Origin of the sequence: Bacteroides sp. OM05-12, assembly GCF_003438995.1 — a bacterium.
Taxonomy (GTDB): domain Bacteria; phylum Bacteroidota; class Bacteroidia; order Bacteroidales; family Bacteroidaceae; genus Bacteroides.
Window position 1 is genome coordinate 1 of the sequence record NZ_QSUN01000014.1, and the last position, 23473, is coordinate 23473.

20 protein-coding genes are annotated in these 23473 nt (G+C 38.5%); 15 read left to right on the forward strand and 5 right to left on the reverse strand.

The window, feature by feature from the left end:
- The first annotated feature begins 379 nt into the window (after window positions 1–379).
- The 8 genes from DXB63_RS11415 (at window position 380) to DXB63_RS11450 (ending at window position 9021) form a co-directional block, all read left to right on the forward strand.
- The gene (locus tag DXB63_RS11415) at window positions 380–1552 is read left to right on the forward strand and encodes a PAS domain-containing sensor histidine kinase (RefSeq protein ID WP_122126549.1); all 1173 of its coding nucleotides are present in this window, start codon (window positions 380–382) and stop codon (window positions 1550–1552) included.
- 155 nt (window positions 1553–1707) lie between these two features.
- Complete coding sequence (locus DXB63_RS11420; RefSeq protein ID WP_122126622.1) at window positions 1708–2283, forward strand: DUF177 domain-containing protein; 576 nt, start codon at window positions 1708–1710, stop codon at window positions 2281–2283.
- 11 nt (window positions 2284–2294) lie between these two features.
- Window positions 2295–2480: a 50S ribosomal protein L32 gene (gene rpmF, locus DXB63_RS11425; protein ID WP_122126550.1), complete on the forward strand. Its 186-nt coding sequence runs from the start codon at window positions 2295–2297 to the stop codon at window positions 2478–2480.
- Between the two features lie 97 nt (window positions 2481–2577).
- Window positions 2578–3582, forward strand: a complete 1005-nt coding sequence (locus DXB63_RS11430) for a beta-ketoacyl-ACP synthase III (protein ID WP_122126623.1) — start codon at window positions 2578–2580, stop codon at window positions 3580–3582.
- A gap of 78 nt (window positions 3583–3660) precedes the next feature.
- Window positions 3661–4542: a GTPase Era gene (gene era, locus DXB63_RS11435; protein WP_122126551.1), complete on the forward strand. Its 882-nt coding sequence runs from the start codon at window positions 3661–3663 to the stop codon at window positions 4540–4542.
- A gap of 43 nt (window positions 4543–4585) precedes the next feature.
- Entirely contained in the window at window positions 4586–5899 is a 1314-nt protein-coding gene (gene der, locus DXB63_RS11440) for a ribosome biogenesis GTPase Der (RefSeq protein ID WP_122126552.1), read from the forward strand.
- A 292-nt stretch (window positions 5900–6191) separates the two neighbouring features.
- Window positions 6192–8396, forward strand: coding sequence for a tetratricopeptide repeat protein (locus DXB63_RS11445; protein ID WP_122126553.1), 2205 nt, complete (start codon window positions 6192–6194; stop codon window positions 8394–8396).
- Complete coding sequence (locus tag DXB63_RS11450) at window positions 8359–9021, forward strand: response regulator transcription factor (protein ID WP_122126554.1); 663 nt, start codon at window positions 8359–8361, stop codon at window positions 9019–9021. Before DXB63_RS11445 ends, DXB63_RS11450 begins: the two co-directional genes overlap by 38 nt.
- Before the next feature lie 59 nt (window positions 9022–9080).
- Here DXB63_RS11450 and DXB63_RS11455 read toward each other — a convergent pair whose 3' ends face one another.
- Complete coding sequence (locus DXB63_RS11455) at window positions 9081–9851, reverse strand: ABC transporter ATP-binding protein (protein WP_122126555.1); 771 nt, start codon at window positions 9849–9851, stop codon at window positions 9081–9083.
- Window positions 9848–10597, reverse strand: a complete 750-nt coding sequence (locus tag DXB63_RS11460) for an ABC transporter permease (RefSeq protein WP_122126556.1) — start codon at window positions 10595–10597, stop codon at window positions 9848–9850. Before DXB63_RS11460 ends, DXB63_RS11455 begins: the two co-directional genes overlap by 4 nt.
- A 105-nt stretch (window positions 10598–10702) precedes the next feature.
- Between DXB63_RS11460 and lptB the strand changes: the two genes are divergently transcribed.
- Window positions 10703–11515, forward strand: a complete 813-nt coding sequence (gene lptB, locus DXB63_RS11465; protein ID WP_233522849.1) for an LPS export ABC transporter ATP-binding protein — start codon at window positions 10703–10705, stop codon at window positions 11513–11515.
- On the opposite strand, the gene DXB63_RS11470 is transcribed toward lptB, so the two are convergent.
- The 3 genes from DXB63_RS11470 to DXB63_RS17960 all read right to left on the reverse strand — a co-directional run bounded on the left by DXB63_RS11470 (window position 11494) and on the right by DXB63_RS17960 (window position 13110).
- The gene (locus tag DXB63_RS11470; RefSeq protein WP_122126557.1) at window positions 11494–12366 is read right to left on the reverse strand and encodes a CPBP family intramembrane glutamic endopeptidase; all 873 of its coding nucleotides are present in this window, start codon (window positions 12364–12366) and stop codon (window positions 11494–11496) included. The two genes, lptB and DXB63_RS11470, sit on opposite strands and share 22 nt — an antisense overlap.
- A 117-nt stretch (window positions 12367–12483) precedes the next feature.
- Window positions 12484–12729 (reverse strand): RNA-binding protein, encoded by a 246-nt coding sequence (locus DXB63_RS11475; RefSeq protein WP_122126558.1) that lies wholly within the window; start codon window positions 12727–12729, stop codon window positions 12484–12486.
- A gap of 207 nt (window positions 12730–12936) precedes the next feature.
- Window positions 12937–13110, reverse strand: coding sequence for a hypothetical protein (locus DXB63_RS17960; protein WP_158563674.1), 174 nt, complete (start codon window positions 13108–13110; stop codon window positions 12937–12939).
- Window positions 13111–13379: 269 nt separating this feature from the next.
- Here DXB63_RS17960 and tig point away from each other — a divergent pair, with 269 nt between their 5' ends.
- The 6 genes from tig (at window position 13380) to DXB63_RS11505 (ending at window position 23424) form a co-directional block, all read left to right on the forward strand.
- On the forward strand, window positions 13380–14735 hold the full coding sequence (tig, locus tag DXB63_RS11480; RefSeq protein ID WP_122126559.1) for a trigger factor: 1356 nt from the start codon (window positions 13380–13382) through the stop codon (window positions 14733–14735).
- A gap of 173 nt (window positions 14736–14908) precedes the next feature.
- On the forward strand, window positions 14909–15583 hold the full coding sequence (gene clpP, locus DXB63_RS11485; protein ID WP_122126560.1) for an ATP-dependent Clp endopeptidase proteolytic subunit ClpP: 675 nt from the start codon (window positions 14909–14911) through the stop codon (window positions 15581–15583).
- A 28-nt stretch (window positions 15584–15611) separates the two neighbouring features.
- Window positions 15612–16868 carry an ATP-dependent Clp protease ATP-binding subunit ClpX gene (gene clpX, locus DXB63_RS11490; RefSeq protein WP_122126561.1) on the forward strand — a complete coding sequence of 419 codons (1257 nt, stop codon included), beginning with the start codon at window positions 15612–15614 and terminating at the stop codon, window positions 16866–16868.
- A gap of 157 nt (window positions 16869–17025) precedes the next feature.
- Window positions 17026–19206 (forward strand): DNA helicase RecQ, encoded by a 2181-nt coding sequence (gene recQ, locus DXB63_RS11495; RefSeq protein ID WP_122126562.1) that lies wholly within the window; start codon window positions 17026–17028, stop codon window positions 19204–19206.
- Window positions 19207–19337: 131 nt separating this feature from the next.
- The gene (gene guaB / locus DXB63_RS11500; protein WP_122126563.1) at window positions 19338–20813 is read left to right on the forward strand and encodes an IMP dehydrogenase; all 1476 of its coding nucleotides are present in this window, start codon (window positions 19338–19340) and stop codon (window positions 20811–20813) included.
- 685 nt (window positions 20814–21498) lie between these two features.
- Window positions 21499–23424: a peptidylprolyl isomerase gene (locus DXB63_RS11505; RefSeq protein ID WP_122126564.1), complete on the forward strand. Its 1926-nt coding sequence runs from the start codon at window positions 21499–21501 to the stop codon at window positions 23422–23424.
- Window positions 23425–23473: the final 49 nt, after the last annotated feature.

The window sequence follows — 23473 nt, forward strand, 5'->3', positions numbered from 1 at the left end:
CCCGGGTTATTTCTTCTTTCCTTGTTATTGTTATCTTGCTTTCTTCTTATTCTTCCAAGGCCGCTTTTATCTTTTGACTCTTTCTCTTGTTCCTGTCTTTATAAATGTATATTCTTTGCGATGATAATTCTCTTATTCTTTTTTTCTTCTCCCTTGTTGATTTTCTATCTTCCCCCTGATTGACTTGTGTTTTTTATGTTCTATTCCCTGTTTTATCGGACTAACGTAAAAACCTGAGGGATTTTATCTCCTATTATTATCTCTACTTCCTTAATTTAAAAGCTGCAATATTGAAATAGGAGATTGATTTTATTCTCTAGTATAAAATAAGAAGTGAGAGATTACGTTATACATATAATGTATCCTTATTTTTTTGATTATGCAATTTACAGATAGAATAAAGCAGGTTAAGATTATTTTAGTAGTAATAGCTGTTATTATCGCATTGTCTTCTTTATTGGTTTCTCATTTTCTGATAAAAGATTTGTCAATAGAAGAAAGTAATAAAATGGAGGTTTGGTCGGAAGCTCTTCGGGCTATCAACAATGCGGATGAGAACATTGATCTTACATTGGTTCTTAAAGTTCTGACCGGAAATAATACAATCCCAGTTATTGCTATAGATAAAAATGGAACGATCCAAACTTATAGAAATATCGCGATTCATGGTAAAGACACTACGGATTATTTGAATAAGAAATTGGAAGAATTAAAATATACGAATCATAAGATTCGGATTAATTTGGAGAATTCTGATGCAGTAAGCAGTAAGGCTGATAATGATTATATAGATGTTTTTTATGATGATTCGTTGATGTTGAAGCGTTTGGCTTCCTATCCTTATGTGCAATTGGGAGTTGTTCTTATTTTTGTTATTGTAGCAATCTTTGCTTTGCTTAGCTCTAAGAAAGCTGAACAAAATAAAGTTTGGGTTGGTTTATCTAAGGAAACAGCCCATCAGTTGGGTACACCTATTTCTTCATTAATGGCGTGGGTCGAAATTTTGCAGACAAAATATGCCGATGACGAATTGCTTCCTGAGATGAACAATGATGTGAAGCGATTGCAGATGATAGCAGATCGTTTTTCCAAGATAGGTTCAATGCCAGAACCTCAAACGAATAATTTGAATGAGATTATAGAAAATGCTACAAGTTATATCTCTCGTAGAACATCCAATAAGGTACAATTTATTAAAAAGCTCCCATCTACTCCGGTAGTTGTTAGATTGAATGATTCTCTTTTTGAATGGGTAATTGAGAATCTATGCAAGAATGCCATTGATGCCATGGATGGACAAGGTACAATTACTATTTCGGTATTAGATGCTCCTTCCAAGGTATATATTGAAGTTGCAGATACCGGTAAGGGAATACAGAAATCAAAATTCAAGACTATTTTTACTCCCGGATATACAACTAAAAAAAGAGGTTGGGGATTAGGACTCTCGTTGGCAAAAAGGATTGTAGAAGAATATCATCGTGGTAAAATATATGTAAAGCGTTCAGAAATTAATAAGGGAACTGTTTTTAGAATAGAACTTAAAAAATAAAGTTTTAGTTCAATATGTATAATAATAAGGATAATTATTTGTATCTTTGTCGCCCGATTCTGTTTGATCGTTTGTGATTAATGGAAAAATAAATAGAAAAGCTTGTTATTCAGGCTTTTTTTATAACTTTGCAAGGATTTTTAAGTGATAAGGCTTTGGGAAAGTTTGATAAATATAGAATAGATTTAAAAAACATGCGGAACGACTCTTGTGAGTATGAATTTCTGCTTGATAATCTGTTCTTTGCAAATATTGATGGACCGGAAGTTCAGAAAGGAAAAGTTAATGTTGTTTTGAAAGTAAAAAAAACATCGAGGGCTTTTGAACTGGATTTTCAAACGGATGGAATTGTTTTGGTTCCGTGTGACCGTTGTTTAGATGAAATGGAATTGCCTGTTTCTTCTACGGATGTACTTTTTGTCAAATTTGGCAGTAATTATGCAGAAGAAGGAGATAATATGGTAGTAATTCCGGAGGAAGAAGGTGATATCAATGTTGCGTGGTTCATGTATGAGTTTATTGCGTTGAATATTCCGATGAAACATGTGCATGCTCCTGGAAAATGTAATAAGTCAATGATGGGTAAACTGAATAAACACTTGAAAACTACTTCTGACGATGAAGATACAACTTTTGAATCTTCGGTTGAAGAACAGATAGAAGAAGTGGAAGAAGAGCAGGCGGTTGATCCCAGATGGAATGAATTAAAGAAAATATTAGATAATAATTAAAGTTTAGAAAAATGGCACATCCTAAGAGAAGACAATCAAAAACGAGAACTGCAAAAAGAAGAACTCATGATAAAGCAGTTGCTCCTACATTAGCAATTTGCCCAAACTGCGGTGAATGGCATGTTTACCACACTGTATGTGGGGCTTGCGGATATTACAGAGGCAAGTTAGCTATTGAAAAAGAAGCTGCTATTTAATTGGTAGCCTTGAAGTAAGTTTGTATATTTATATAGCCTGAGAGCTTAAGCTCTCTGGCTTTTTTAGATATACTGTTGCACAATTAAAATTATGTTGATGGAAAAGATAAATGCAGTAATCACAGGAGTTGGCGGATATGTACCTGATTATGTCTTGACAAATGATGAGATATCAAGAATGGTGGATACCAATGACGAATGGATTATGACTCGAATCGGAGTAAAAGAACGCCGTATTCTGAATGAAGAAGGATTAGGCACGTCATATATGGCTCGTAAAGCGGCTAAACAATTAATGCAAAAAACAAATTCTAATCCGGATGATATAGATGCTGTTATTGTTGCTACTACTACTCCCGACTATCATTTTCCCTCTACTGCTTCTATTCTTTGTGATAAACTTGGCTTGAAAAATGCTTTTGCATTTGATTTGCAAGCTGCTTGTTCAGGCTTTCTTTATGCTTTGGAAACAGCGGCTTCGCTAATTTGTTCCGGTAGGCATAAAAAGCTAATTATCGTTGGGGCTGATAAAATGTCTTCAATGGTAGATTATTCAGATAGAGCAACATGCCCGATTTTTGGTGATGGTGCAGCCGCTTTTATGGTGGAAGCAACAACGGAAGATTATGGTATTATGGATTCTATTCTGCGTACAGATGGTAAAGGGCTTCCTTTCTTACATATGAAAGCCGGAGGTTCTGTTTGCCCGCCTTCTTATTTTACGATAGATAATAAAATGCATTATATATATCAGGAGGGTCGTACTGTATTTAAATATGCGGTATCTAATATGTCTGATGTTACTGCTGCTATTGCAGAAAGAAATCATTTGGATAAAAGTAATATTGATTGGATTGTTCCGCATCAGGCTAATTTGCGTATTATCGATGCTGTAGCTAATCGTCTGGAAGTTTCGTTAGATAAGGTAATGATAAATATCCAGCGTTATGGAAATTCAAGTGCAGGTACGCTTCCATTGTGCATATGGGACTTTGAAAGTAAGTTGAAGAAAGGTGATAATTTGATTTTTACAGCCTTTGGTGCAGGATTTACTTGGGGAGCTGTCTATGTGAAGTGGGGTTATGATGGTAGCAAGGAATAAAAATATATAAAACAATAATTCCAAATGAACGCATCCTTATTTCGATGCGTTTTTTTGTCTGTAATCAATTAAATAAGTATGCATAAAGCCGGATTTGTAAATATTGTGGGTAATCCTAATGTAGGGAAATCTACTTTAATGAATGCGTTGGTAGGGGAGAGGATTTCTATTACGACCTTTAAAGCACAGACTACCCGTCACCGTATCATGGGTATATTGAATACAGATGATATGCAGATTGTATTTTCGGATACTCCGGGAGTGTTGAAACCGAATTATAAATTGCAGGAATCCATGATGAACTTTTCTGTTTCAGCTCTGTCTGATGCAGATGTATTACTTTATGTAACAGATGTGGTAGAGAAGCCTGACAAGCATAATGATTTTATTGAAAAGGTTCGTTTGCAGACATTTCCTGTTCTTTTGCTTATTAATAAAATTGATTTAACGGATCAGCAAACGTTGGAGAAGCTGGTAGAAGAGTGGAAAGAGTTATTGCCGCAAGCGGAAATAATTCCTATATCCGCTATTTCTAAGTTCAATATAGATTATGTATTAAGAAGAATAAAAGAATTACTCCCGGACTCTCCGCCTTATTTCGGGAAAGATCAGTGGACGGATAAGCCTGCCCGTTTTTTTGTTACGGAGATAATCAGGGAAAAGATATTGCTTTATTATGATAAGGAGATTCCTTATGCGGTAGAAGTAGTTGTAGAACAATTTAAAGAAGAACCTAAGATGATTCATATAAATGCGGTGATTTACGTAGAAAGAGAATCGCAAAAGGGTATCATTATAGGAAAACAAGGAAAGGCGTTGAAGAAAGTTGCTTCGGAAGCGCGTAAAGAATTAGAGCGTTTCTTTAATAAAACCATTTATTTGGAGACGTTCGTAAAAGTTGATAAGGATTGGCGAAGCTCTGATAAAGAGTTAAGGAATTTTGGTTATCAATTGGATTAAAAAAGTATTCACACGACTGTGATAGTCGTTAAAATGAGAAACTATGGGAAATTTAGTAGCGATTGTAGGACGCCCTAATGTGGGAAAATCGACTTTATTTAATCGTTTGACGAAAAGTCGTCAGGCTATTGTAAATGATGAAGCCGGGACAACCCGTGATCGTCAATATGGCAAAACAGAATGGTTAGGACGAGAGTTCTCCGTGGTAGATACGGGGGGATGGGTCGTCAATTCGGATGATATTTTTGAAGGCGAAATTCGTAAACAGGTTGTGCTGGCGATGGATGAAGCCGATGTTATTTTATTTCTTGTCGATGTGACGAATGGAGTTACCGATTTGGACGAGCAGGTTGCTGCGATTCTTCGTAAGGCAAAGACTCCGGTTGTTCTGGTTGCCAATAAAACGGACAACAATGATTTGCAATACAATGCTCCTGAATTCTATAAATTGGGTTTGGGGGATCCTTATTGTATTTCTGCAATGAGCGGCAGTGGAACCGGTGACTTATTGGATGTAATTGTCTCCAAATTTAATAAAGAAACAGATGAAATCTTAGACGAGGATATACCTCGTTTTGCAGTAGTGGGTCGTCCTAATGCCGGTAAATCATCTATCGTTAATGCCTTTATAGGTGAGGAACGTAATATCGTTACAGAAATTGCGGGTACTACTCGCGATTCCATCTATACCCGTTACGATAAGTTTGGCTTTGATTTTTATCTGGTAGATACTGCCGGTATACGTAAAAAGAATAAAGTAACTGAAGATTTGGAGTATTATTCAGTTGTCCGCTCCATTCGTTCCATCGAAAGTGCCGATGTTTGTATTCTGATGTTGGATGCTACACGTGGTATTGAAAGTCAGGACTTGAATATCTTTTCACTGATTCAGAAAAATCAGAAAGGTTTGGTTGCCGTTGTAAATAAGTGGGATTTGGTTGAGAACAAGACAGATAAGGTGATGAAGGAATTTGAAAGTGCTATTCGTTCCAGATTTGCTCCATTTGTTGATTTCCCGATTATTTTTGGATCGGCTCTTACTAAGCAACGTATTTTTAAAGTGCTTGAAGCTGCCAAGGAAGTATATGAAAATAGGAAGAACAGGATATCTACATCACGATTGAATGAAGAGCTTCTTCCTCTTATAGAGGCCTATCCTCCTCCTGCAATAAAAGGAAAGTACATTAAGATTAAATATATCACTCAGTTACCGAATACCCAAGTACCTTCATTTGTGTTCTTTGCAAATTTGCCGCAATATGTGAAAGAACCATATAAGCGTTTTCTCGAAAATAAGATGCGTGAGAAGTGGGACTTGACCGGTACCCCGATTAATATATTTATCAGACAAAAATAGAATAAGCTAAAGTGCTTTTACATCGATACGGTCGATTGTTTACAAACGATAGGAGTTTGCAGACAATCGACCGTATGTTTGTTTATAACCGTCCGTATGTCTTTTTTGAATCAACCTGATATGATTATTTCAAACATTGTGAAGTCTATCTTAGGATGCTACACTGGAACTTTATTGATAAAATGCTTCAGCTGATACAGGTAGAGAATAAATTGTTTTTTAAGTTCTAAGAAAAAACACTTTGATGATTATAATAAATGGTTATTTTTGCAGAAATACATAGAAAGTAGTGATGAAAAAGAAATCTTTGTGCCTGATAATTTTGATACTGTTTATCCCATTAACGATATGTGGAGAGGAAGACCTTTCTTTTGAATCTTTACAATTGAAATCTTCTGTGAGCAAAAAGGCGGAAGACTACTATAAACTATGCGAATATTGTTATGAGCATGATGTTGAGCTATCTTCTTTTGCTGTTTGTTTGGACTCCATGAAATGTGCGGCTTTACGGGAGAAATCGGTTTATTATCTGGCTCAGTATTACAATTTGCATGCCGAATATGCTTATGTTTTGGATTCCATGAAACTTTATGCCGAGAATAAAAAGAAGGCCTATCTGCTGTTTAAAGGTTTGCATCGTTCGGATTTGCAAGCCGATTGCTGTGGTGAGTTAGGATACTACTATAATATTATAACTAGTTATGATTCTGCGCGTTATTATTTGCGGGAAGGCATACATCTGTTTGAGCGTTTGGATAAAAATGATACTTATCTTGCTTTGCTTACCAATCTGGCGAGTTCTTATTTGTATGAAGGAATCAATGACTCAGCATTGATGCACAGCCAAAATGCTTTGAAGTGGTCCGAGCAAATGAAAGATACGGTCATGCAAATCGAAAACCTGAACCAACTCGGAGTTATTTACCGTAAAAAGAATATGCCGGATCAAAGTATCCTTTTCTATGAGAAAGCATTGCATCTCTGTGATTTGATAGGACAAAAAATGAGAGTTCCGTCCCTCTATTTCAATATTGCAATTCTGTATGCTGAAAGTGATCGGCTTGAGGAAGGGCTTGACTTTTCTCGAAAAGCATTGGATTATTCTTTAAAAATAGGCGATAAAAATATAATCGGTGCTTCTTTTATGAATTTAGGAAGCCTGTTGGTTAAGAATAAGATGTATGACAATGCGATTGATACTTTGAGGAATGCCATATCAATTGTATCGGAGGTTGGAAACCTGCGGACATTGTTCTTGGCTTATCAGAATATGACAAATGCCTTTTATAAATCTTCCCGGCTTGATTCTGCTTGGGTTTATCAGGAAAAAGCAGACAAACTAGCTGCTAAGTTTGATTCGGAACCGCAACTTTTTAATTATTATCAAGGTAAAGCCTCTTTGTTAAATGCTACCGGGAGATATAAAGAGGCTATTCCAATTTACCATCGACTTTTGCAGAATTATATTGATTTCCCTCAGGATTTCCGAAAGTTTGAGGCGTATAACGGTTTGGCTGTTTGCTATGCTCAGTTAGGCGAATTTGATAAGGCATATTGCTATCTTGATTCGGCCTATATATCGAAAGACTCGGTATTGACCGGCGAACGTTCCAAGCAGATGTCCGATTTTATGGTTAAGTATCAGACCAAAGAGAAAGAGCTTGAAATAGCACATTTGAAAGAGAAACAGTCAAGACGGCTACTCTATTATATTATCAGTTGGTTTGTAATTGTACTATTTATCCTTTATAGAGCTTTTAGAAATAAGATAAAAATCACTAGGTTATCCTTGCTGGCAAAAGAGAAAGAAAAAGAATTTATGGTTTTGCAGAAAGAAACGGAAGTTCGTCTGACGCAAAAGTATATTGACGGGTTGGAGGCGGAGCGAAAACGATTGGCGCAAGAGCTACATGATGGTGTGTGCAATAATTTGTTTGCTTTGGAGATGAATATGAACGCCTTGACGGATAGTCCGGATAGTTTGAAGGAATCAGTTGCAATGCTTCATCAGATACGTGAAGACGTGCGTGGCATTTCGCACGAGTTGATGCCTCCGGTGTTTCAATACGCTACTATTGATGAAATGCTTTCGGATTATATCTCTCATTTGTGTCGAACAGCTTCAACAGAGATTCAGTATTATTCTACACGAACCGTGGATTGGGGGAAACTGCCGCAAGAAGTCGGGTATGAGGTTTATCGTATTGTGCAGGAAACGTTGAATAACAGCCTTAAATATGCAGATGCTTCTTTGATTGAAGTTTCTTTGGTTTATAAAAATAACCTGTTGATGATAACGGTCAGTGATGATGGGAAGGGATTTGATTTAAATAAAAAGAATAAAGGGGTAGGCCTCCGTACGATTGCGGAACGCGTTAAAAGTATCGGAGGTGAACTAAACATAAAAACCGGTACCACCGGAACGATGGTAACTGTAACTATAGATATGGAGAAAAAGTATGGCGGACAAGTTAACGACAATATTATTGGTAGATGATCATGAATTGATTCTTCAGGGAATAAAGCGTATCATAAATACAATTCCGGTATTGGCTTCTGTTGATGCGGTAACTTCGGGACTGCGGGCGGCCGAATTAATCTCCTTGTGCAAATATGACATTTATGTGTTGGATGTGGAACTTCCTGATATGGATAGCTTTGCTCTTGTGGAACAAATTAGGAAGAAGAATGAGAATGCATATATCATTATGAATACAATGCATGAGGAGATATGGATTCTAAATAGGTTAATGCGTTGTGGCGTTGATTCCATCATCCTGAAATCTTCGGAAGCAGAGGAGATTAAGAATGCGATACAGAGCGGACTTGAGGGTAAACCTTATTATTGCGCCCGGTTTAAAGAAGTTTATGATAAACTGCATAAATCGGATGATATGTCTGACTTGTCTAATAGTGTACCTACTCCCAGAGAGATGGAGGTGCTTCATGCCATAGCTTCCGGATACAATACATTACAAATAGCGAAGAAGCTGAACATATCAAAAAATACAGTTGAAACCTTTCGTAAGCACTTAATTTTAAAGTTTAATGCAACGAACTCGGTTGACCTTGTGATAAAAGCGATAGATAAAGGCTTGATTCCTGTTGGAGTATCAAAATAATGCAATCTCTCGTTCATTTTAAACGGCGAGAAAAGGTGTAATGAGCACTTCCTATGTCTTTATCCTTCGATGTTTTGTATCTCTACTTCTTTTACTTTCCGGAATAAGTCGGATGCGAAAATAAAGTCGTTTAATTTCTTATTCGTAGAGGTAAAGATGTCGTCTTTGCTTCCTTGCCATTCTTTGCGGCCTTCATAGATGAATATAATGTTTTCTCCGATTCCCATCACAGAATTCATGTCGTGGGTATTGATAATCGTGGTCATATTATATTCCGTGGTGATACCGTGAATCAGTTCATCGATTACGAGGGAAGTCTTAGGGTCCAGACCTGAATTTGGTTCGTCGCAGAATAAATATTGCGGATTAAGGGCGATGGCACGAGCGATAGCGACGCGTTTTTGCATACCTCCGCTTATCTCTCCCGGATATTTATCCTGTGCGTCGATCAGGTTTACACGGTCAAGGCAGAAGCGGGCACGTTTAATGCGGTCACGCAAGGTATCGTTGGAAAACATATCCAGCGGGAACGTCACATTCTCCAGCACAGTGAGAGAATCAAAAAGCGCGGCACTTTGAAAGATCATTCCCATCTCCCGGCGCAAGGCCTTTTTTTCTTTCTTGCCCATCGTCAGGAAATTGCGTCCGTCATAGAGTACTTCTCCTTTTTCCGGGGTGAGCAATCCCACAATGCATTTCATTAATACCGTTTTACCGGAACCACTCTGCCCGATAATCAAATTCGTTTTTCCATTCTCGAAAACAGCGTTAATATCTTTGAGTACCTCTTTCCCCTCGAAAGATTTGTATAGTGATTTTAGTTCTATCATCCGTTTAAAAGTTTAGTAAGCATGAGATCGGCAAATAAAATCAGTACACTGCTGGATACTACGGAATCGGTACTTGCCTTACCGACAGCGATTGAACCACCTTCTACCGTGTAACCGAAAAAGGCGGAAACACTTGCGATTATATAGGCAAAGAACAGTGACTTTATAATACCGCACCACACATAATATTCAACGAATGTATATTGCAATCCGTACTCCAGGTCTGTTGCGGTCATGATACCTCCGAACCAGCAGGTGGCAAATGCTCCGATAATCCCGGCGAATATGCTGAAAGTAACAAGTATCGGAATAATTGTAACCAATGCGACTATCTTAGGTAAAATCAGATAGCTGGCGGAGTTTATTCCCATAATCTCAAGTGCATCTATTTGCTGTGTAACCCGCATTGTCCCTATTTCGGAAGCAATGTTTGAACCGACTTTTCCGGCCAGAATCAGACACATGATGGAAGAAGAGAATTCCAGTAACAGAATTTCGCGGGTCACATAACCTACGGTCCATCTTGGCATCCAGGGACTTTCGATGTTCAGCTTGATTTGAATCGTGATAACCGCGCCTATAAAGAATGAGATAAGCAATACGATGCCGATAGAGTTCACACCAAGTTGTTCTATCTCTTTCAAATATTGCTTGAAAAACATACGCATACGTTCCGGACGCGAAAACACTCGTGCCATCAGCATTATATATCTTCCCAGCGTTTGAAATGCTTTGTTAAGTATCATAATTTACATATTTATCTGCAAAATTAGTTATTTTGTTGGTAATCCCTCTTTTCCCTCTTTATTTTTTTGTTACTTTTGCAGACTGTAAAGACATTGGTTGAAACTATGGCAGAAGAAATAATGAATAATGCAACGACTGCTCCGACGGATGAGAAAGAGCATAAAATGGTGCTGCGTACGGAGGACTTGGTTAAAAAGTACGGGAAACGTACGGTTGTAAGTCATGTTTCTATCGATGTGAAGCAAGGAGAAATTGTCGGTTTACTTGGACCTAACGGAGCTGGTAAGACTACTTCTTTCTATATGACCGTAGGTTTGATTACCCCCAATGAAGGAAGAATATTTCTGGATGACTTGGAAATTACTAAATATCCGGTCTATAAACGTGCCCAAACGGGTATCGGCTATTTGGCTCAAGAGGCTTCTGTGTTTCGGAAGATGAGTGTGGAAGACAATATCGCCTCTGTGCTTGAGATGACAAATACTTCAAAAGAATATCAAAAAGAAAAGCTGGAGAGTTTGATTGCCGAGTTTCGCTTACAGAAGGTACGTAAGAATTTGGGAGATCAACTTTCGGGAGGTGAACGCCGTAGAACTGAAATAGCGCGTTGCCTTGCTATTAATCCTAAGTTCATTATGCTTGACGAGCCTTTTGCCGGAGTAGACCCTATCGCGGTGGAAGATATTCAGCATATTGTGTGGAAACTGAAAGACAAGAATATCGGTATTCTTATAACCGACCATAATGTGCAGGAGACGCTGAGTATTACGGACCGTGCTTATCTGCTTTTCGAAGGTAAAATTTTATTCCAAGGTACGCCGGAAGAGCTTTCGGAGAATAAGATTGTACGTGAAAAGTATTTGAGCAATAGTTTCGTCTTGCGGCGGAAAGATTTTCAGTTGGCGGAAGATAAATAGTATTTCCTCATTCCATAGAGACATATTGCCGTAAGTATGATGCTGGTGATTGCAAATCCGGTAGAATTGTCCGTATGCTCTACGGCCTGTATGATGGAATTCCCTTCATTAAACGTATTAGGTGTAAAGATCACTACCAGCGCATTGTTGAGTGCATGCGCAATGATGGGCACCCATAAGTTCCGGCTCCATACAAACAGATAACCGAGCAATGCCCCTAAGACAAATCGGGGAATAAAACCGAAAAATTGTAAATGTATAGCGCTGAAAATGATTGCGGTAATGAGGATACCTGCATGTATATTTCCTGTCCATCGGATAAATATCTTCTGCAAGACTCCCCTGAACAATAATTCTTCGCCTACGCCGGCAAGTATTGCAACGACCAGAATATTCATGATGAATCCTTGCCAGGTACTTACGTTGAGTATCTGTTGTGTCAGCACTTCCGCTTGACGTTCGCTTTCTATCATCCATTGTTCAATGGAGTGCAAGGATTCCGGCAGATGCAATCCTTGGTTCCAGGTATTCAATATATCGACAAAGGGACTGGAAACCATGATGGTAAGGCAGCCTAACAGGACAATGCGTAGATGCGGACTTCTGAATTGCAGTGCTTCTTTAAAAGGCGCTTCCCAAAGAAAGTGTTGTGCAATGACAGGCGATAGAATAAAAAGAATACTGTTTTGCAGGAAGAGCATTATTCTCATACTGTCCGGGCCGGTTGGATTGTCTGTTAAGAGCATATAAACGGCGGATACACCTGTTGCTACGATTGCGCAAAGAAAAACAATAAGTGCCAGCAGACATAATTGAGTAAAAGAGGAACTGTTTTGGAATGTACCTTTCATCTGATCAGAGTATTATAAAATGAAAAACAGGATAAATATAGGAAAAATCTTTTAAACTAAAAATCCCTCTTACTATTTCAGTAAAAGGGATTTTTATAATCTCCTATATGCTTTTAATTAGGCTTTCGGTCTGGCTTCTTTTACAACCATTGTACGGCCTTGGTATTCTGCCCCGTTAAGCTCAGCAATTGCTTTTGCAGCTGCTGCATCATCTTCCATTTCGATAAAACCAAATCCTTTTGATTTTCCTGTTTCACGGTCTGTGATAACTTTAACGGAGTTTACCGTACCGTAATCTTCCATAACTTGTTGCAAGTCTGCTTCCTTAACATGGTAGTTAAGGTTTCCAACATAAATGTTCATAATAAAACGAATAAAAATAAATAATAGAAATAACTCTCTGAACTGATGACGAGGATAATAATTGGATTAAAACGACAGAGAGTTTAGCAAGCGTTTTTTGTAACGAAAGTAAAAACTTTGTAATAGAAATCATTTAACTAGCGTGTCATCATTTCGCAACAAAGGAAATGATTATTTTTGAAAAAACAATCATTTGCACCTGTTTTTTTAGGGACAATTGCTTTTTCTAAATAAATTATCAGGTGCTTTCTTTATCTTGTTGTAACTTATTCGATAATCAATAACACCGGCATATTGGATGAGAAATGCCAATAGACAGCTTTTCTCAAGGTTTTCCTCCTGTCCGTCTTTAATTTCGTACCGGGTGATGTATAGTTTCATATTTTGTGGAACTTCTGTTCCATATTTTATGAAACTTTAGTTCCATATATTGTGAAACTCTTGTTTCATACGGGTGAAAACTTCGATAGTCCGGTGTCAAATGGTAAATCATCAAAGATGTATACTAAAATAGAACCGTATAATGGCTTAAAAGAATCTAACATTCAAATAATTTGTGCCTTATAAGTTTGATAATTGAAAGTTTAACACTAATTTTGCGCACTCTTTTTTGTGGAACAAAGTATAAATTAATATAAATAGTTGTCAGAATGAACGTTTCATTGCAAAACATTGACAAAGTGAGCGCACAGCTTACTGTAAAGCTTGAAAAAGCAGACTATCAGGAAAAAGTAGAAAAATCGTTGAAGAATATCCGTCAGAAAGCAAATATTCCGGGGTTCCGTCCGGGAATGGTTCCGATGGGACTTGTTAAAAAGCAATATGGGAAAGCAGTGCTTGCTGAAGAAGTAAATAAATTGCTCCAGGAGAAAGTTTACGATTATATCAAAGAGAACAAGATAAATATATTGGGCGAGCCACTTCCGAACGAGGAGAAACAACAACTGATTGATTTCGATACGATGGAAGATTTTGAGTTCGTATTCGATATTGCCTTGGCTCCGGAATTTAAAGCGGAATTATCATCTTCGGATACTGTAGACTACTATAATATTAATGTAGACGAGGAAATGGTAGACCGTCAGGTGAAGGCTTATACACAACGTAACGGTTCTTATGAAAAGGTAGAATCTTACGAAGACAAAGATATGTTGAAAGGTCTGTTGGCAGAGTTAGATGAAGCCGGAAACACAAAAGAAGGCGGAATTCAGGTAGAAGGTGCAACTTTGATGCCTGCATATATGTCTAACGATGAGCAAAAAGCTATTTTTGCCAATGCGAAAGTAAACGATGTCTTGGTGTTCAACCCAAGTGCTGCGTTCAACGGAAACGAAGCGGAATTGGCTTCTTTATTGAAAGTTAAGAAAGAAGAAGTTACCGCTATTACGGCAAACTTTAGCTTCCAGGTAGAAGAAATTACTCGTTTTGTAGAAGGCGAATTGAATCAGGAAATCTTTGACCAGGTATTTGGCAAGGACGTTGTTAAGTCGGAAGAAGAATTCCGTGCGAAAGTAAAAGAAGTATTGGCAGGAAGCTTCGTTGCAGACAGCGATTATAAATTCCTGATCGATGTACGTAACTATTTGGTGAACAAGATTGGTAAGTTGGAATTCCCGGATGCGCTTCTGAAACGTATCATGTTGCTGAATAACGAAGACAAAGGCGAGGCTTTTGTTGCTGAAAACTATGACAAGAGTATCGAGGAACTTACTTGGCATCTGATTAAGGAGCAATTAGTTAAGGCTAACGAAATCAAAGTGGAAAGAGAAGACGTTGAGCACATGGCTAAGGAAGCTACAAAAGCTCAGTTCGCTCAATACGGTATGATGAATGTGCCGGAAGATTTATTGGCAAACTATGCTCAGGAAATGTTGAAGAAGCAAGAAACTGTAAATAATCTGGTGAACCGCGTGGTAGAAGCTAAGTTGTCTACAGCATTGAAGTCTCAGGTAACGTTGAATAATAAGACTGTTTCTATCGAAGAATTCAATAAAATGTTTGCATAAGATTCTTCCTTGAAGAATTTTATCTGCTAAAACTTCCTAAAAGAGGAGGCCGTTAGCCTGAATATTCTGCTAAATGCGAAAATACATTTATTTTTGTAATTGTTATAGTTATTAGTAGAGTGGGGCTAAAAGCCTTCTCTTTTATCTTATTATAAACATAAAAAATAGAAGTTATGGATGATTTTAGAAAATATGCTACCAAGCATTTAGGAATGAATGGCTTGGTTCTTGATGATGTGATAAAGTCGCAAGCCGGGTATTTGAATCCTTATATATTGGAAGAACGCCAGTTGAATGTAACCCAGTTGGACGTTTTCTCACGTTTAATGATGGACCGCATTATCTTTTTGGGAACTCAGATTGATGATTATACGGCAAATACCCTTCAGGCGCAGCTTTTGTATCTTGATTCGGTGGATTCAGGAAAAGATATTTCTATCTATATCAACTCTCCGGGCGGTTCTGTTTATGCCGGGTTGGGTATTTATGATACCATGCAGTTTATCGCGAGTGATGTTGCTACTATCTGTACAGGTATGGCGGCTTCTATGGCTGCCGTTTTGCTGGTTGCCGGGGCAGAAGGAAAACGTTCGGCTTTGACACATTCCCGTGTGATGATTCATCAACCGATGGGAGGTGCGCAGGGACAAGCGTCGGATATTGAAATTACAGCCCGTGAGATTCAGAAGTTGAAAAAGGAGCTTTATACCATTATTGCAGAACATTCTCATACGGATTTTGATAAAGTATGGGCTGATTCGGACCGTGACTATTGGATGACCGCTCAGGAAGCGAAAGATTATGGAATGGTCGATGATGTGCTTATACGCAAGTCTAAAGGAATGTAATCTGTACAAATAATAAAAGGATAAAACATTGGAAGATTCTAAGACGACAAAGAATAATAAGAAGAGATGCAGCTTCTGCGGACGCACAGAGAATGAAGTCGGCTTCCTGATAACAGGAATGAACGGATTTATTTGTGACAGTTGCGCACAGCAGGCGTATGAAATCACACAGGAGGTGAATGGTGGCACTAAGGATGGTGGTAATGTGAAGAAACTGAATCTGCAAGACTTGCCGAAGCCGCTTGAGATAAAAGAATTCTTGGATCAATACGTTATCGGTCAGGATGATGCAAAGCGTTTCCTTGCTGTTTCTGTGTATAATCACTATAAACGGTTGTTGCAGAAAGACCATGGGGATGATGTGGAGATCGAGAAGTCCAATATTATAATGGTAGGTAGTACGGGTACGGGAAAGACTCTTTTGGCAAGAACCATTGCCAAATTATTGAATGTGCCTTTTACTATCGTAGATGCGACGGTACTTACCGAAGCCGGTTATGTGGGTGAGGATATTGAAAGTATCCTGACCCGTTTATTACAAGTAGCCGACTATAATGTAGCGGAAGCGGAAAGAGGTATTGTCTTTATTGATGAAATCGATAAGATTGCCCGTAAAGGAGATAATCCTTCCATTACCCGTGATGTAAGTGGTGAGGGAGTACAGCAAGGCTTATTGAAATTATTGGAAGGTTCTGTTGTTAATGTTCCTCCCCAGGGCGGTCGTAAACATCCGGAACAGAAGTTGATTGCGGTTAATACCAAAAATATCTTGTTTATTTGTGGCGGTGCTTTCGATGGAATAGAGAAAAAAATAGCTCAACGTCTGAATACACATGTGGTGGGATACAATGCATCGCAGGCTTCCGCTCAGGTGGATAAGAACAACATGATGCAGTATATTGCTCCGCAAGACTTGAAATCTTTCGGCCTGATTCCGGAGATTATCGGTCGTTTGCCGGTGCTTACTTATCTTAATCCGTTGGATAGAAATGCTTTGCGCTCTATCTTGACAGAGCCTAAGAACTCAATTATCAAACAATATGTGAAACTCTTCGAGATGGATAAAGTGAAACTTACTTTCCAACCGGAAGTGTATGAGTATATTGTGGATAAAGCAGTGGAGTATAAATTGGGAGCTCGCGGATTGCGTTCCATAGTCGAAACGATTATGATGGATGTCATGTTTGAAATTCCATCTAAACATGTCGAATCCTATGACGTTACGTTGGATTATGCAAAAGAACAGTTGGGAAAGACGAATCTATCCCGTTTGCAAAACGCTTAATATCAAAGGGAAATTATAGAAAAAGTAAGTTTTATCTTTTTTCATGAAAAATAATAGGAGAAAAATACGTGATATTTGAGAAGTTGTTTATAACTTTGTTTGGAATCTTAAAAGAATTCAGGCTAAAATCGGAACAGCGTAATAATACTATTATATAATGACAGAGAAGATAAATTTAGTAGAACAACTTAAAACGTATTTTGGGTTTGGCAAATTCAAAGGAAACCAGGAAGCCATTATTCGTAATGTGCTTGCGGGGAACGATACGTTTGTGCTGATGCCTACGGGCGGTGGCAAGTCTCTTTGTTATCAATTGCCATCTTTGTTGATGGATGGAACGGCAATTGTGATTTCTCCTCTTATTGCTTTGATGAAGAATCAGGTTGATGCCATGCGCAATTTTAGTGAAGAAGACGGGGTTGCTCATTTTATAAATTCCTCTTTGAACAAAGGTGCGATAGATCAGGTTAAGGCGGATATTCTTTCAGGAAAGACGAAGTTACTCTATGTAGCTCCCGAATCTTTGACGAAAGAGGAAAACGTGGATTTCCTGAAAACGGTAAAGATATCTTTCTATGCTGTGGACGAAGCACATTGTATATCGGAATGGGGACACGACTTCAGACCTGAATATCGCCGTATCCGTCCTATTATAAATGAGATAGGAAAGGCGCCGTTGATAGCACTTACTGCAACGGCTACTCCAAAAGTACAACATGATATACAGAAAAACCTGGGGATGATAGATGCCCAAGTTTTTAAATCATCGTTTAATCGTCCTAATCTTTATTATGAGGTACGTCCAAAGACGAATAATATAGATAAGGATATTATTAAATTTATAAAGGCTAATACCGGTAAGTCCGGTATTATCTATTGTCTTAGCAGAAAGAAAGTAGAAGAGTTGGCGGAAATCTTGCAAGCCAATGGAATTAATGCGCGTGCCTATCATGCAGGAATGGATTCAGCCACACGTACGGCCAATCAGGATGATTTTCTGATGGAAAAGGTAGATGTGATTGTTGCGACTATTGCTTTTGGCATGGGTATTGATAAACCGGATGTTCGTTTTGTGATTCATTATGATATACCGAAGAGTTTGGAAGGTTACTATCAGGAGACTGGTCGTGCCGGAAGAGATGGTGGTGAGGGATCATGTATCACTTTTTACACGAACAAAGATTTGCAGAAACTGGAAAAGTTTATGCAAGGAAAGCCGGTGGCGGAACAGGAAATCGGAAAACAACTTCTATTGGAAACCGCAGCTTATGCCGAGTCCTCTGTATGTAGGCGTAAGTCGTTATTACATTATTTTGGTGAAGAATATACAGAAGAAAATTGTGGAAATTGTGACAACTGTTTAAACCCTAAAAAACAAGTGGAGGCTCAGGATTCATTATGTGCCGTGATAGAGACAATCTTAGCGGTGAAAGAAAACTTTAAGGCAGACTATATTATTGATGTATTGCTCGGAAAAGAAACATCCGAGGTATTGGCTCACAAACACGAAGATCTGGAGGTTTTCGGGTCCGGTATGGGAGAGGAAGACAAACTATGGAATGCTGTAATCAGACAGGCTTTAATTGCCGGATATCTAAGTAAGGATGTTGAAAACTACGGATTATTGAAAGTTACGCCCGAAGGGAATAAATTCTTAAAACATCCGAAGTCATTTAAGATCACTGAAGATAATGACTTTGAAGAAGAAGTAGAGGAAACACCGGTTCGCGGGGGAGCTTCTTGCGCGGTAGACCCTGTGCTTTATTCAATGTTGAAAGATTTGCGGAAGAAACTTTCGAAGAAATTGGGAGTTCCTCCGTATGTTATATTCCAAGATCCGTCATTGGAAGCTATGGCTACCATTTATCCGGTAACGTTGGATGAATTGCAGAATATTCCGGGTGTCGGTGCCGGGAAAGCGAAGCGCTACGGTGAGGAATTCTGTGTGCTGATAAAGAAACACTGCGAGGAAAATGAAATAGAACGTCCGGAAGATTTACGCGTACGTACTGTTGCAAATAAATCGAAACTTAAAGTTTCTATTATTCAAAGCATTGACCGTAAGGTGGCGTTGGATGATATTGCAGTAGCCAAAGGTATAGAGTTCTCCGAATTGTTGGATGAAATAGAAGCGATTGTCTACTCCGGTACGAAACTCAATATCGATTATTTCCTTGATGAGATAATGGATGAGGATCATCTGGATGATATTTATGATTACTTTAAGGAATCTACTACCGACAAGATCGATGACGCCATTGAAGAGTTGGGAGATGATTACACGGAAGATGAAGTAAGGCTTGTGAGGATTAAGTTTATATCTGAAATGGCCAACTGATAAATAAGAAAGCGGTAAACATTTGTTTACTGCTTTTTTTTATTATTTAATCAAAAAAATGCGGGAATCTTATCCCGTCAATTGAATAAAAAGCGTATATTTGCACGCAATAATTTTTAAAGCATAACCCTATGTCATTTATTGCAGATAAGATTGTTATGGATGGATTAACGTATGATGACGTTCTTCTCATTCCGGCATATTCCGAAGTTTTACCACGCACTGTCGATTTGACGACAAAGTTTTCAAGAAACATTGAGTTAAAAATCCCGTTTGTGACCGCAGCTATGGATACGGTGACCGAAGCGAAAATGGCTATTGCCATTGCACGGGAAGGAGGTATCGGCGTGATACACAAAAATATGTCTATTGAAGAACAAGCACGTCAGGTAGCTATTGTAAAGCGTGCCGAGAACGGAATGATTTATGATCCGGTGACGATAAAGAGAGGCTCTACCGTTCGTGATGCTTTGGCTTTGATGGCAGAGTATAAGATTGGTGGTATTCCTGTTGTAGATGATGAGAAATATCTGGTCGGGATTGTGACAAACCGTGATTTGCGTTTCGAAAGAGACATGGATAAACATATCGATGATGTAATGACCAAAGATAATTTGGTTACTACTACTCAGTCTACCGATTTGGAATCTGCAGCTCAGATTCTTCAACAGCATAAGATAGAAAAACTTCCGGTTATCGGGAAAGACGGCAAATTAGTCGGACTTGTTACTTATAAGGATATTACAAAAGCAAAAGATAAACCTATGGCATGCAAGGATGCTAAGGGGCGTTTGCGTGTGGCTGCCGGTGTAGGAGTTACCAATGACACTTTAGACCGAATGCAGGCTTTGGTGGATGCAGGTGCCGATGCGATTGTTATCGATACGGCACATGGTCATTCTTTATATGTAATTGAAAAATTGAAAGAAGCGAAGAAGCGTTTTCCCGGTATCGATATTGTCGTAGGAAATATAGCAACGGGAGAAGCTGCGAAAATGTTGGTCGATGCCGGAGCAGATGGCGTTAAGGTCGGAATTGGTCCGGGTTCTATCTGTACCACACGCGTAGTAGCCGGTGTAGGAGTGCCGCAGCTTAGTGCTGTTTATGATGTGGCGAAAGCATTAAAAGGTACGGGTGTACCATTGATTGCAGATGGTGGGTTGCGTTATTCCGGTGATGTCGTTAAGGCTTTAGCTGCCGGAGGATATTGCGTGATGATCGGTTCGCTGGTTGCAGGAACAGAAGAATCGCCGGGTGATACGATTATCTTTAATGGCCGTAAGTTTAAGTCTTATCGTGGAATGGGTTCTTTGGAAGCAATGGAGAATGGTTCAAAAGACCGTTACTTTCAGAGTGGAACGGCTGATGTGAAGAAACTTGTGCCGGAAGGAATTGCTGCCCGTGTGCCATATAAAGGAACATTATATGAAGTGATTTATCAGTTGTCAGGAGGTCTTCGTGCGGGTATGGGATATTGCGGCGCTGCGAATATTGAGAAGCTGCATGATGCCAAATTTACCCGTATCACTAATGCCGGAGTGTTGGAAAGTCATCCTCATGATGTGACTATTACAAGCGAATCTCCTAATTACAGCCGTCCGGAATAATCTTGCAACAATAATATCTGAGATATTAAATCATAGATAATACATACGGTCGATTGTTTGCAAACGATAAGAGTTTGCCGGCAATCGACCGTATCTTTGTCTGTAAACGTCCTTATGTTTTTTTCAATCAACCTGATGTTTTTTTAAAACATAAGGTCGTTTGTGATAAACATCAAGGTTGTTTCCGGAAATATCACGCAGTTTCTGCATTAAACGAAATTACTTTATCCATCCTTCACCTCTTCACTCTCTGATCTTTAATGTCTGATTATTAATAGATTACGGTGAAAGCAGCTTTTTTTGAAGTTGAGAGCTGAAAATTGAGAGTTGAGAGTTTCTCTTTTTTTTAAAATTCTTAATTCTCAACTCTTGATTTGCATCTAAAAAAACTGCCTTCACTTTTGTTGCTTGTGCCACAATTGTTTAACTGAAAAAGGTGATAAGGTGAAGGTGGTTTTAATATAATTTCAAATATGTACAAAACAGGTATTTATATTTGTGAGTGAAGCCACATGAGAAAATGAAAGGTTTTTTAATGGCTTTTGCTATGCCGAACATGGCGGTCGGTCTGCATGAATTAAAAAAAATAAGTTGTTTTGATCGGCTATTCACAATTTTTCTTTATTTTCGCCGTTGAATTATCGTATTAGATTATATTTAAAATTTAATGTCTAATCTATCTGTAATGATGAAAAAGAATCTTTTATTTTTCGCGGCTCTAGCATTGAATGTGTCCGCTTTTGCTCAACAACAAGATCCTGTTTTGATGCGTATCAACAACAAGGACGTTACCCGTTCTGAATTTGAATATATCTATAACAAGAATAATTCGAATAATGAGCTGGACAAGAAAACATTAGATGAGTATGTTGATTTGTTTGTAAACTTTAAATTGAAGGTTGCTGCTGCAGAAGAAGCCGGCTTGGATACAACCAAGGCTTTCAATAATGAGTTTAACGGTTACCGTCAGCAGTTGGCTAAATCTTATTTGACAGATGCTTCTGTGGATGAAGCAAATGCATTGGCTACTTATAATCGGTTGAAGGAAAATGTAGAGGCTTCGCATCTTTTGATTCGTTTACAGCCGAATGCTACTCCGGAGCAGGTAACAGATGCTTATAATAAAGCAGAACGTGCCCGCCAGCGTATTATCAACGGTGAACCGTTTGATAAAGTGGCACGTGAAGTTTCAGAGGATCCCTCTGTAGCGCAAAATGGTGGTTATCTGGGCTATTTCACGGCATTGCAGATGATTCGTCCTTTTGAAGATGTTGCTTATAGTCTGAAAGTAGGGGAAATCAGCGAACCTATCCGTACGGATTTTGGTTTTCATGTGATTAAAGTAACCGGGCGCCGTCCTGATATAGGAAAGGTTTTAGTTGCACATATTTTCAAGTTTCTTCCTCAAGATGCTTCCAAAGAAAAAGAACAGCAAGTGGAGCAGCAGATGGATTCTATTTATAATGCATTACAAAATGGAGCTGACTTTGCAGAACTGGCTAAGACATTATCAGAAGATAAAGGTACGGCTGCAAGAGGTGGAGAACTACCTTGGGTGGGCTTACATCAGACTGTGAAAGAGTTTGAAGATATAGCTTTTAATCTGAAGAAAGATGAGATTTCCAAACCATTCCATTCTCCTAATGGTATGCATATTGTGAAATTGATTGATCGTAAACAGATAGAACCGTTTGAAGAGAAAAAGGAAGAGATTATGCGTCGGTTGACTCGCATGGGCGAAGGCAATAAAGGTGTAGAAGCACTTATTGCACGTTTAAAGAAAGAGTATAATTTCTCTATCGATGAAAATGGAGTAACATCTGCAAAAGAGACATTGGCAAGACTTGCTGAAATGAAAAAAGACTCTACTTTGACAGGTACTCCTGTTGCAATGGGTAATTTGTTTGTTTTAGATGGCAAAGCATATTCTGCTCAGGATTTTGTGGAATGGGCTAAGAATAATAATGATGCAGTGGACAAGCTTGTTGATAAATATATCGATAAAGAAGTCTTGGCTTATGAAGATAGCAAGTTGGAAAAGAAATATCCGGATTTCGGACATTTGATGCAGGAATATCGTGATGGTATTTTGTTGTTTGAAATCAGTAATCGTCAAGTTTGGGATAAGGCTTCTAAAGATGAAGAAGGATTGGATAAGTTCTTTAAGCAGAATAAATCAAACTATGCGTGGGATGCTCCTCGTTTTAGAGGTATCATTCTGCACAGCTCGGATGAAAGCGTGTTGAAGGAGGCTAAGAAGCTCACGAAGAAGAATCCGGAAGATGAATGGTCTAATGTAATTCGTAAGGCATTCAACAATGACTCGGTTACAGTAGTGAAAATAACAAAAGGATTATATGCGAAAGGTGACAACAAGTATGTAGATAAGTTGGTGTTCAAGAGTGGAAGCTTTGAACCGATGAAAGATTATCCGTACACAGCCACTTATGGTAAATTATTGAAGAAAGGTCCTGAAACTTATAAAGATGTTCGTGGTCCGGTCACTGCGGATTATCAGAACTATTTGGAAACTGCCTGGATTAAAGAATTGCGTGATAAATATAGTGTTGAAATAGACCAAGAGGTTCTAAAAACAGTTAATAATCACTGATGTAATTGATTATTACGCTATCTTCGTCCTTTGTTTCAAATAGATAAAT

Excerpts from the sequence above, each read along its gene's own strand:
- tig (WP_122126559.1), top strand. The coding sequence starts at position 13,380 with ATGAACGTTTCATTGCAAAACATTGACAAAGTGAGCGCACAGCTTACT.
- DXB63_RS11415 (WP_122126549.1), top strand. The coding sequence starts at position 380 with ATGCAATTTACAGATAGAATAAAGCAGGTTAAGATTATTTTAGTAGTA.
- der (WP_122126552.1), top strand. The coding sequence starts at position 4,586 with ATGGGAAATTTAGTAGCGATTGTAGGACGCCCTAATGTGGGAAAATCG.
- DXB63_RS11505 (WP_122126564.1), top strand. The coding sequence starts at position 21,499 with ATGATGAAAAAGAATCTTTTATTTTTCGCGGCTCTAGCATTGAATGTG.
- DXB63_RS11430 (WP_122126623.1), top strand. The coding sequence starts at position 2,578 with ATGGAAAAGATAAATGCAGTAATCACAGGAGTTGGCGGATATGTACCT.
- DXB63_RS11455 (WP_122126555.1), bottom strand. The coding sequence starts at position 9,851 with ATGATAGAACTAAAATCACTATACAAATCTTTCGAGGGGAAAGAGGTA.
- DXB63_RS17960 (WP_158563674.1), bottom strand. The coding sequence starts at position 13,110 with ATGAAACTATACATCACCCGGTACGAAATTAAAGACGGACAGGAGGAA.
- DXB63_RS11470 (WP_122126557.1), bottom strand. The coding sequence starts at position 12,366 with ATGAAAGGTACATTCCAAAACAGTTCCTCTTTTACTCAATTATGTCTG.
- DXB63_RS11475 (WP_122126558.1), bottom strand. The coding sequence starts at position 12,729 with ATGAACATTTATGTTGGAAACCTTAACTACCATGTTAAGGAAGCAGAC.
- DXB63_RS11460 (WP_122126556.1), bottom strand. The coding sequence starts at position 10,597 with ATGATACTTAACAAAGCATTTCAAACGCTGGGAAGATATATAATGCTG.
- guaB (WP_122126563.1), top strand. The coding sequence starts at position 19,338 with ATGTCATTTATTGCAGATAAGATTGTTATGGATGGATTAACGTATGAT.
- lptB (WP_233522849.1), top strand. The coding sequence starts at position 10,703 with ATGGCAGAAGAAATAATGAATAATGCAACGACTGCTCCGACGGATGAG.
- clpP (WP_122126560.1), top strand. The coding sequence starts at position 14,909 with ATGGATGATTTTAGAAAATATGCTACCAAGCATTTAGGAATGAATGGC.
- recQ (WP_122126562.1), top strand. The coding sequence starts at position 17,026 with ATGACAGAGAAGATAAATTTAGTAGAACAACTTAAAACGTATTTTGGG.
- era (WP_122126551.1), top strand. The coding sequence starts at position 3,661 with ATGCATAAAGCCGGATTTGTAAATATTGTGGGTAATCCTAATGTAGGG.
- DXB63_RS11450 (WP_122126554.1), top strand. The coding sequence starts at position 8,359 with ATGGCGGACAAGTTAACGACAATATTATTGGTAGATGATCATGAATTG.
- rpmF (WP_122126550.1), top strand. The coding sequence starts at position 2,295 with ATGGCACATCCTAAGAGAAGACAATCAAAAACGAGAACTGCAAAAAGA.
- DXB63_RS11445 (WP_122126553.1), top strand. The coding sequence starts at position 6,192 with ATGAAAAAGAAATCTTTGTGCCTGATAATTTTGATACTGTTTATCCCA.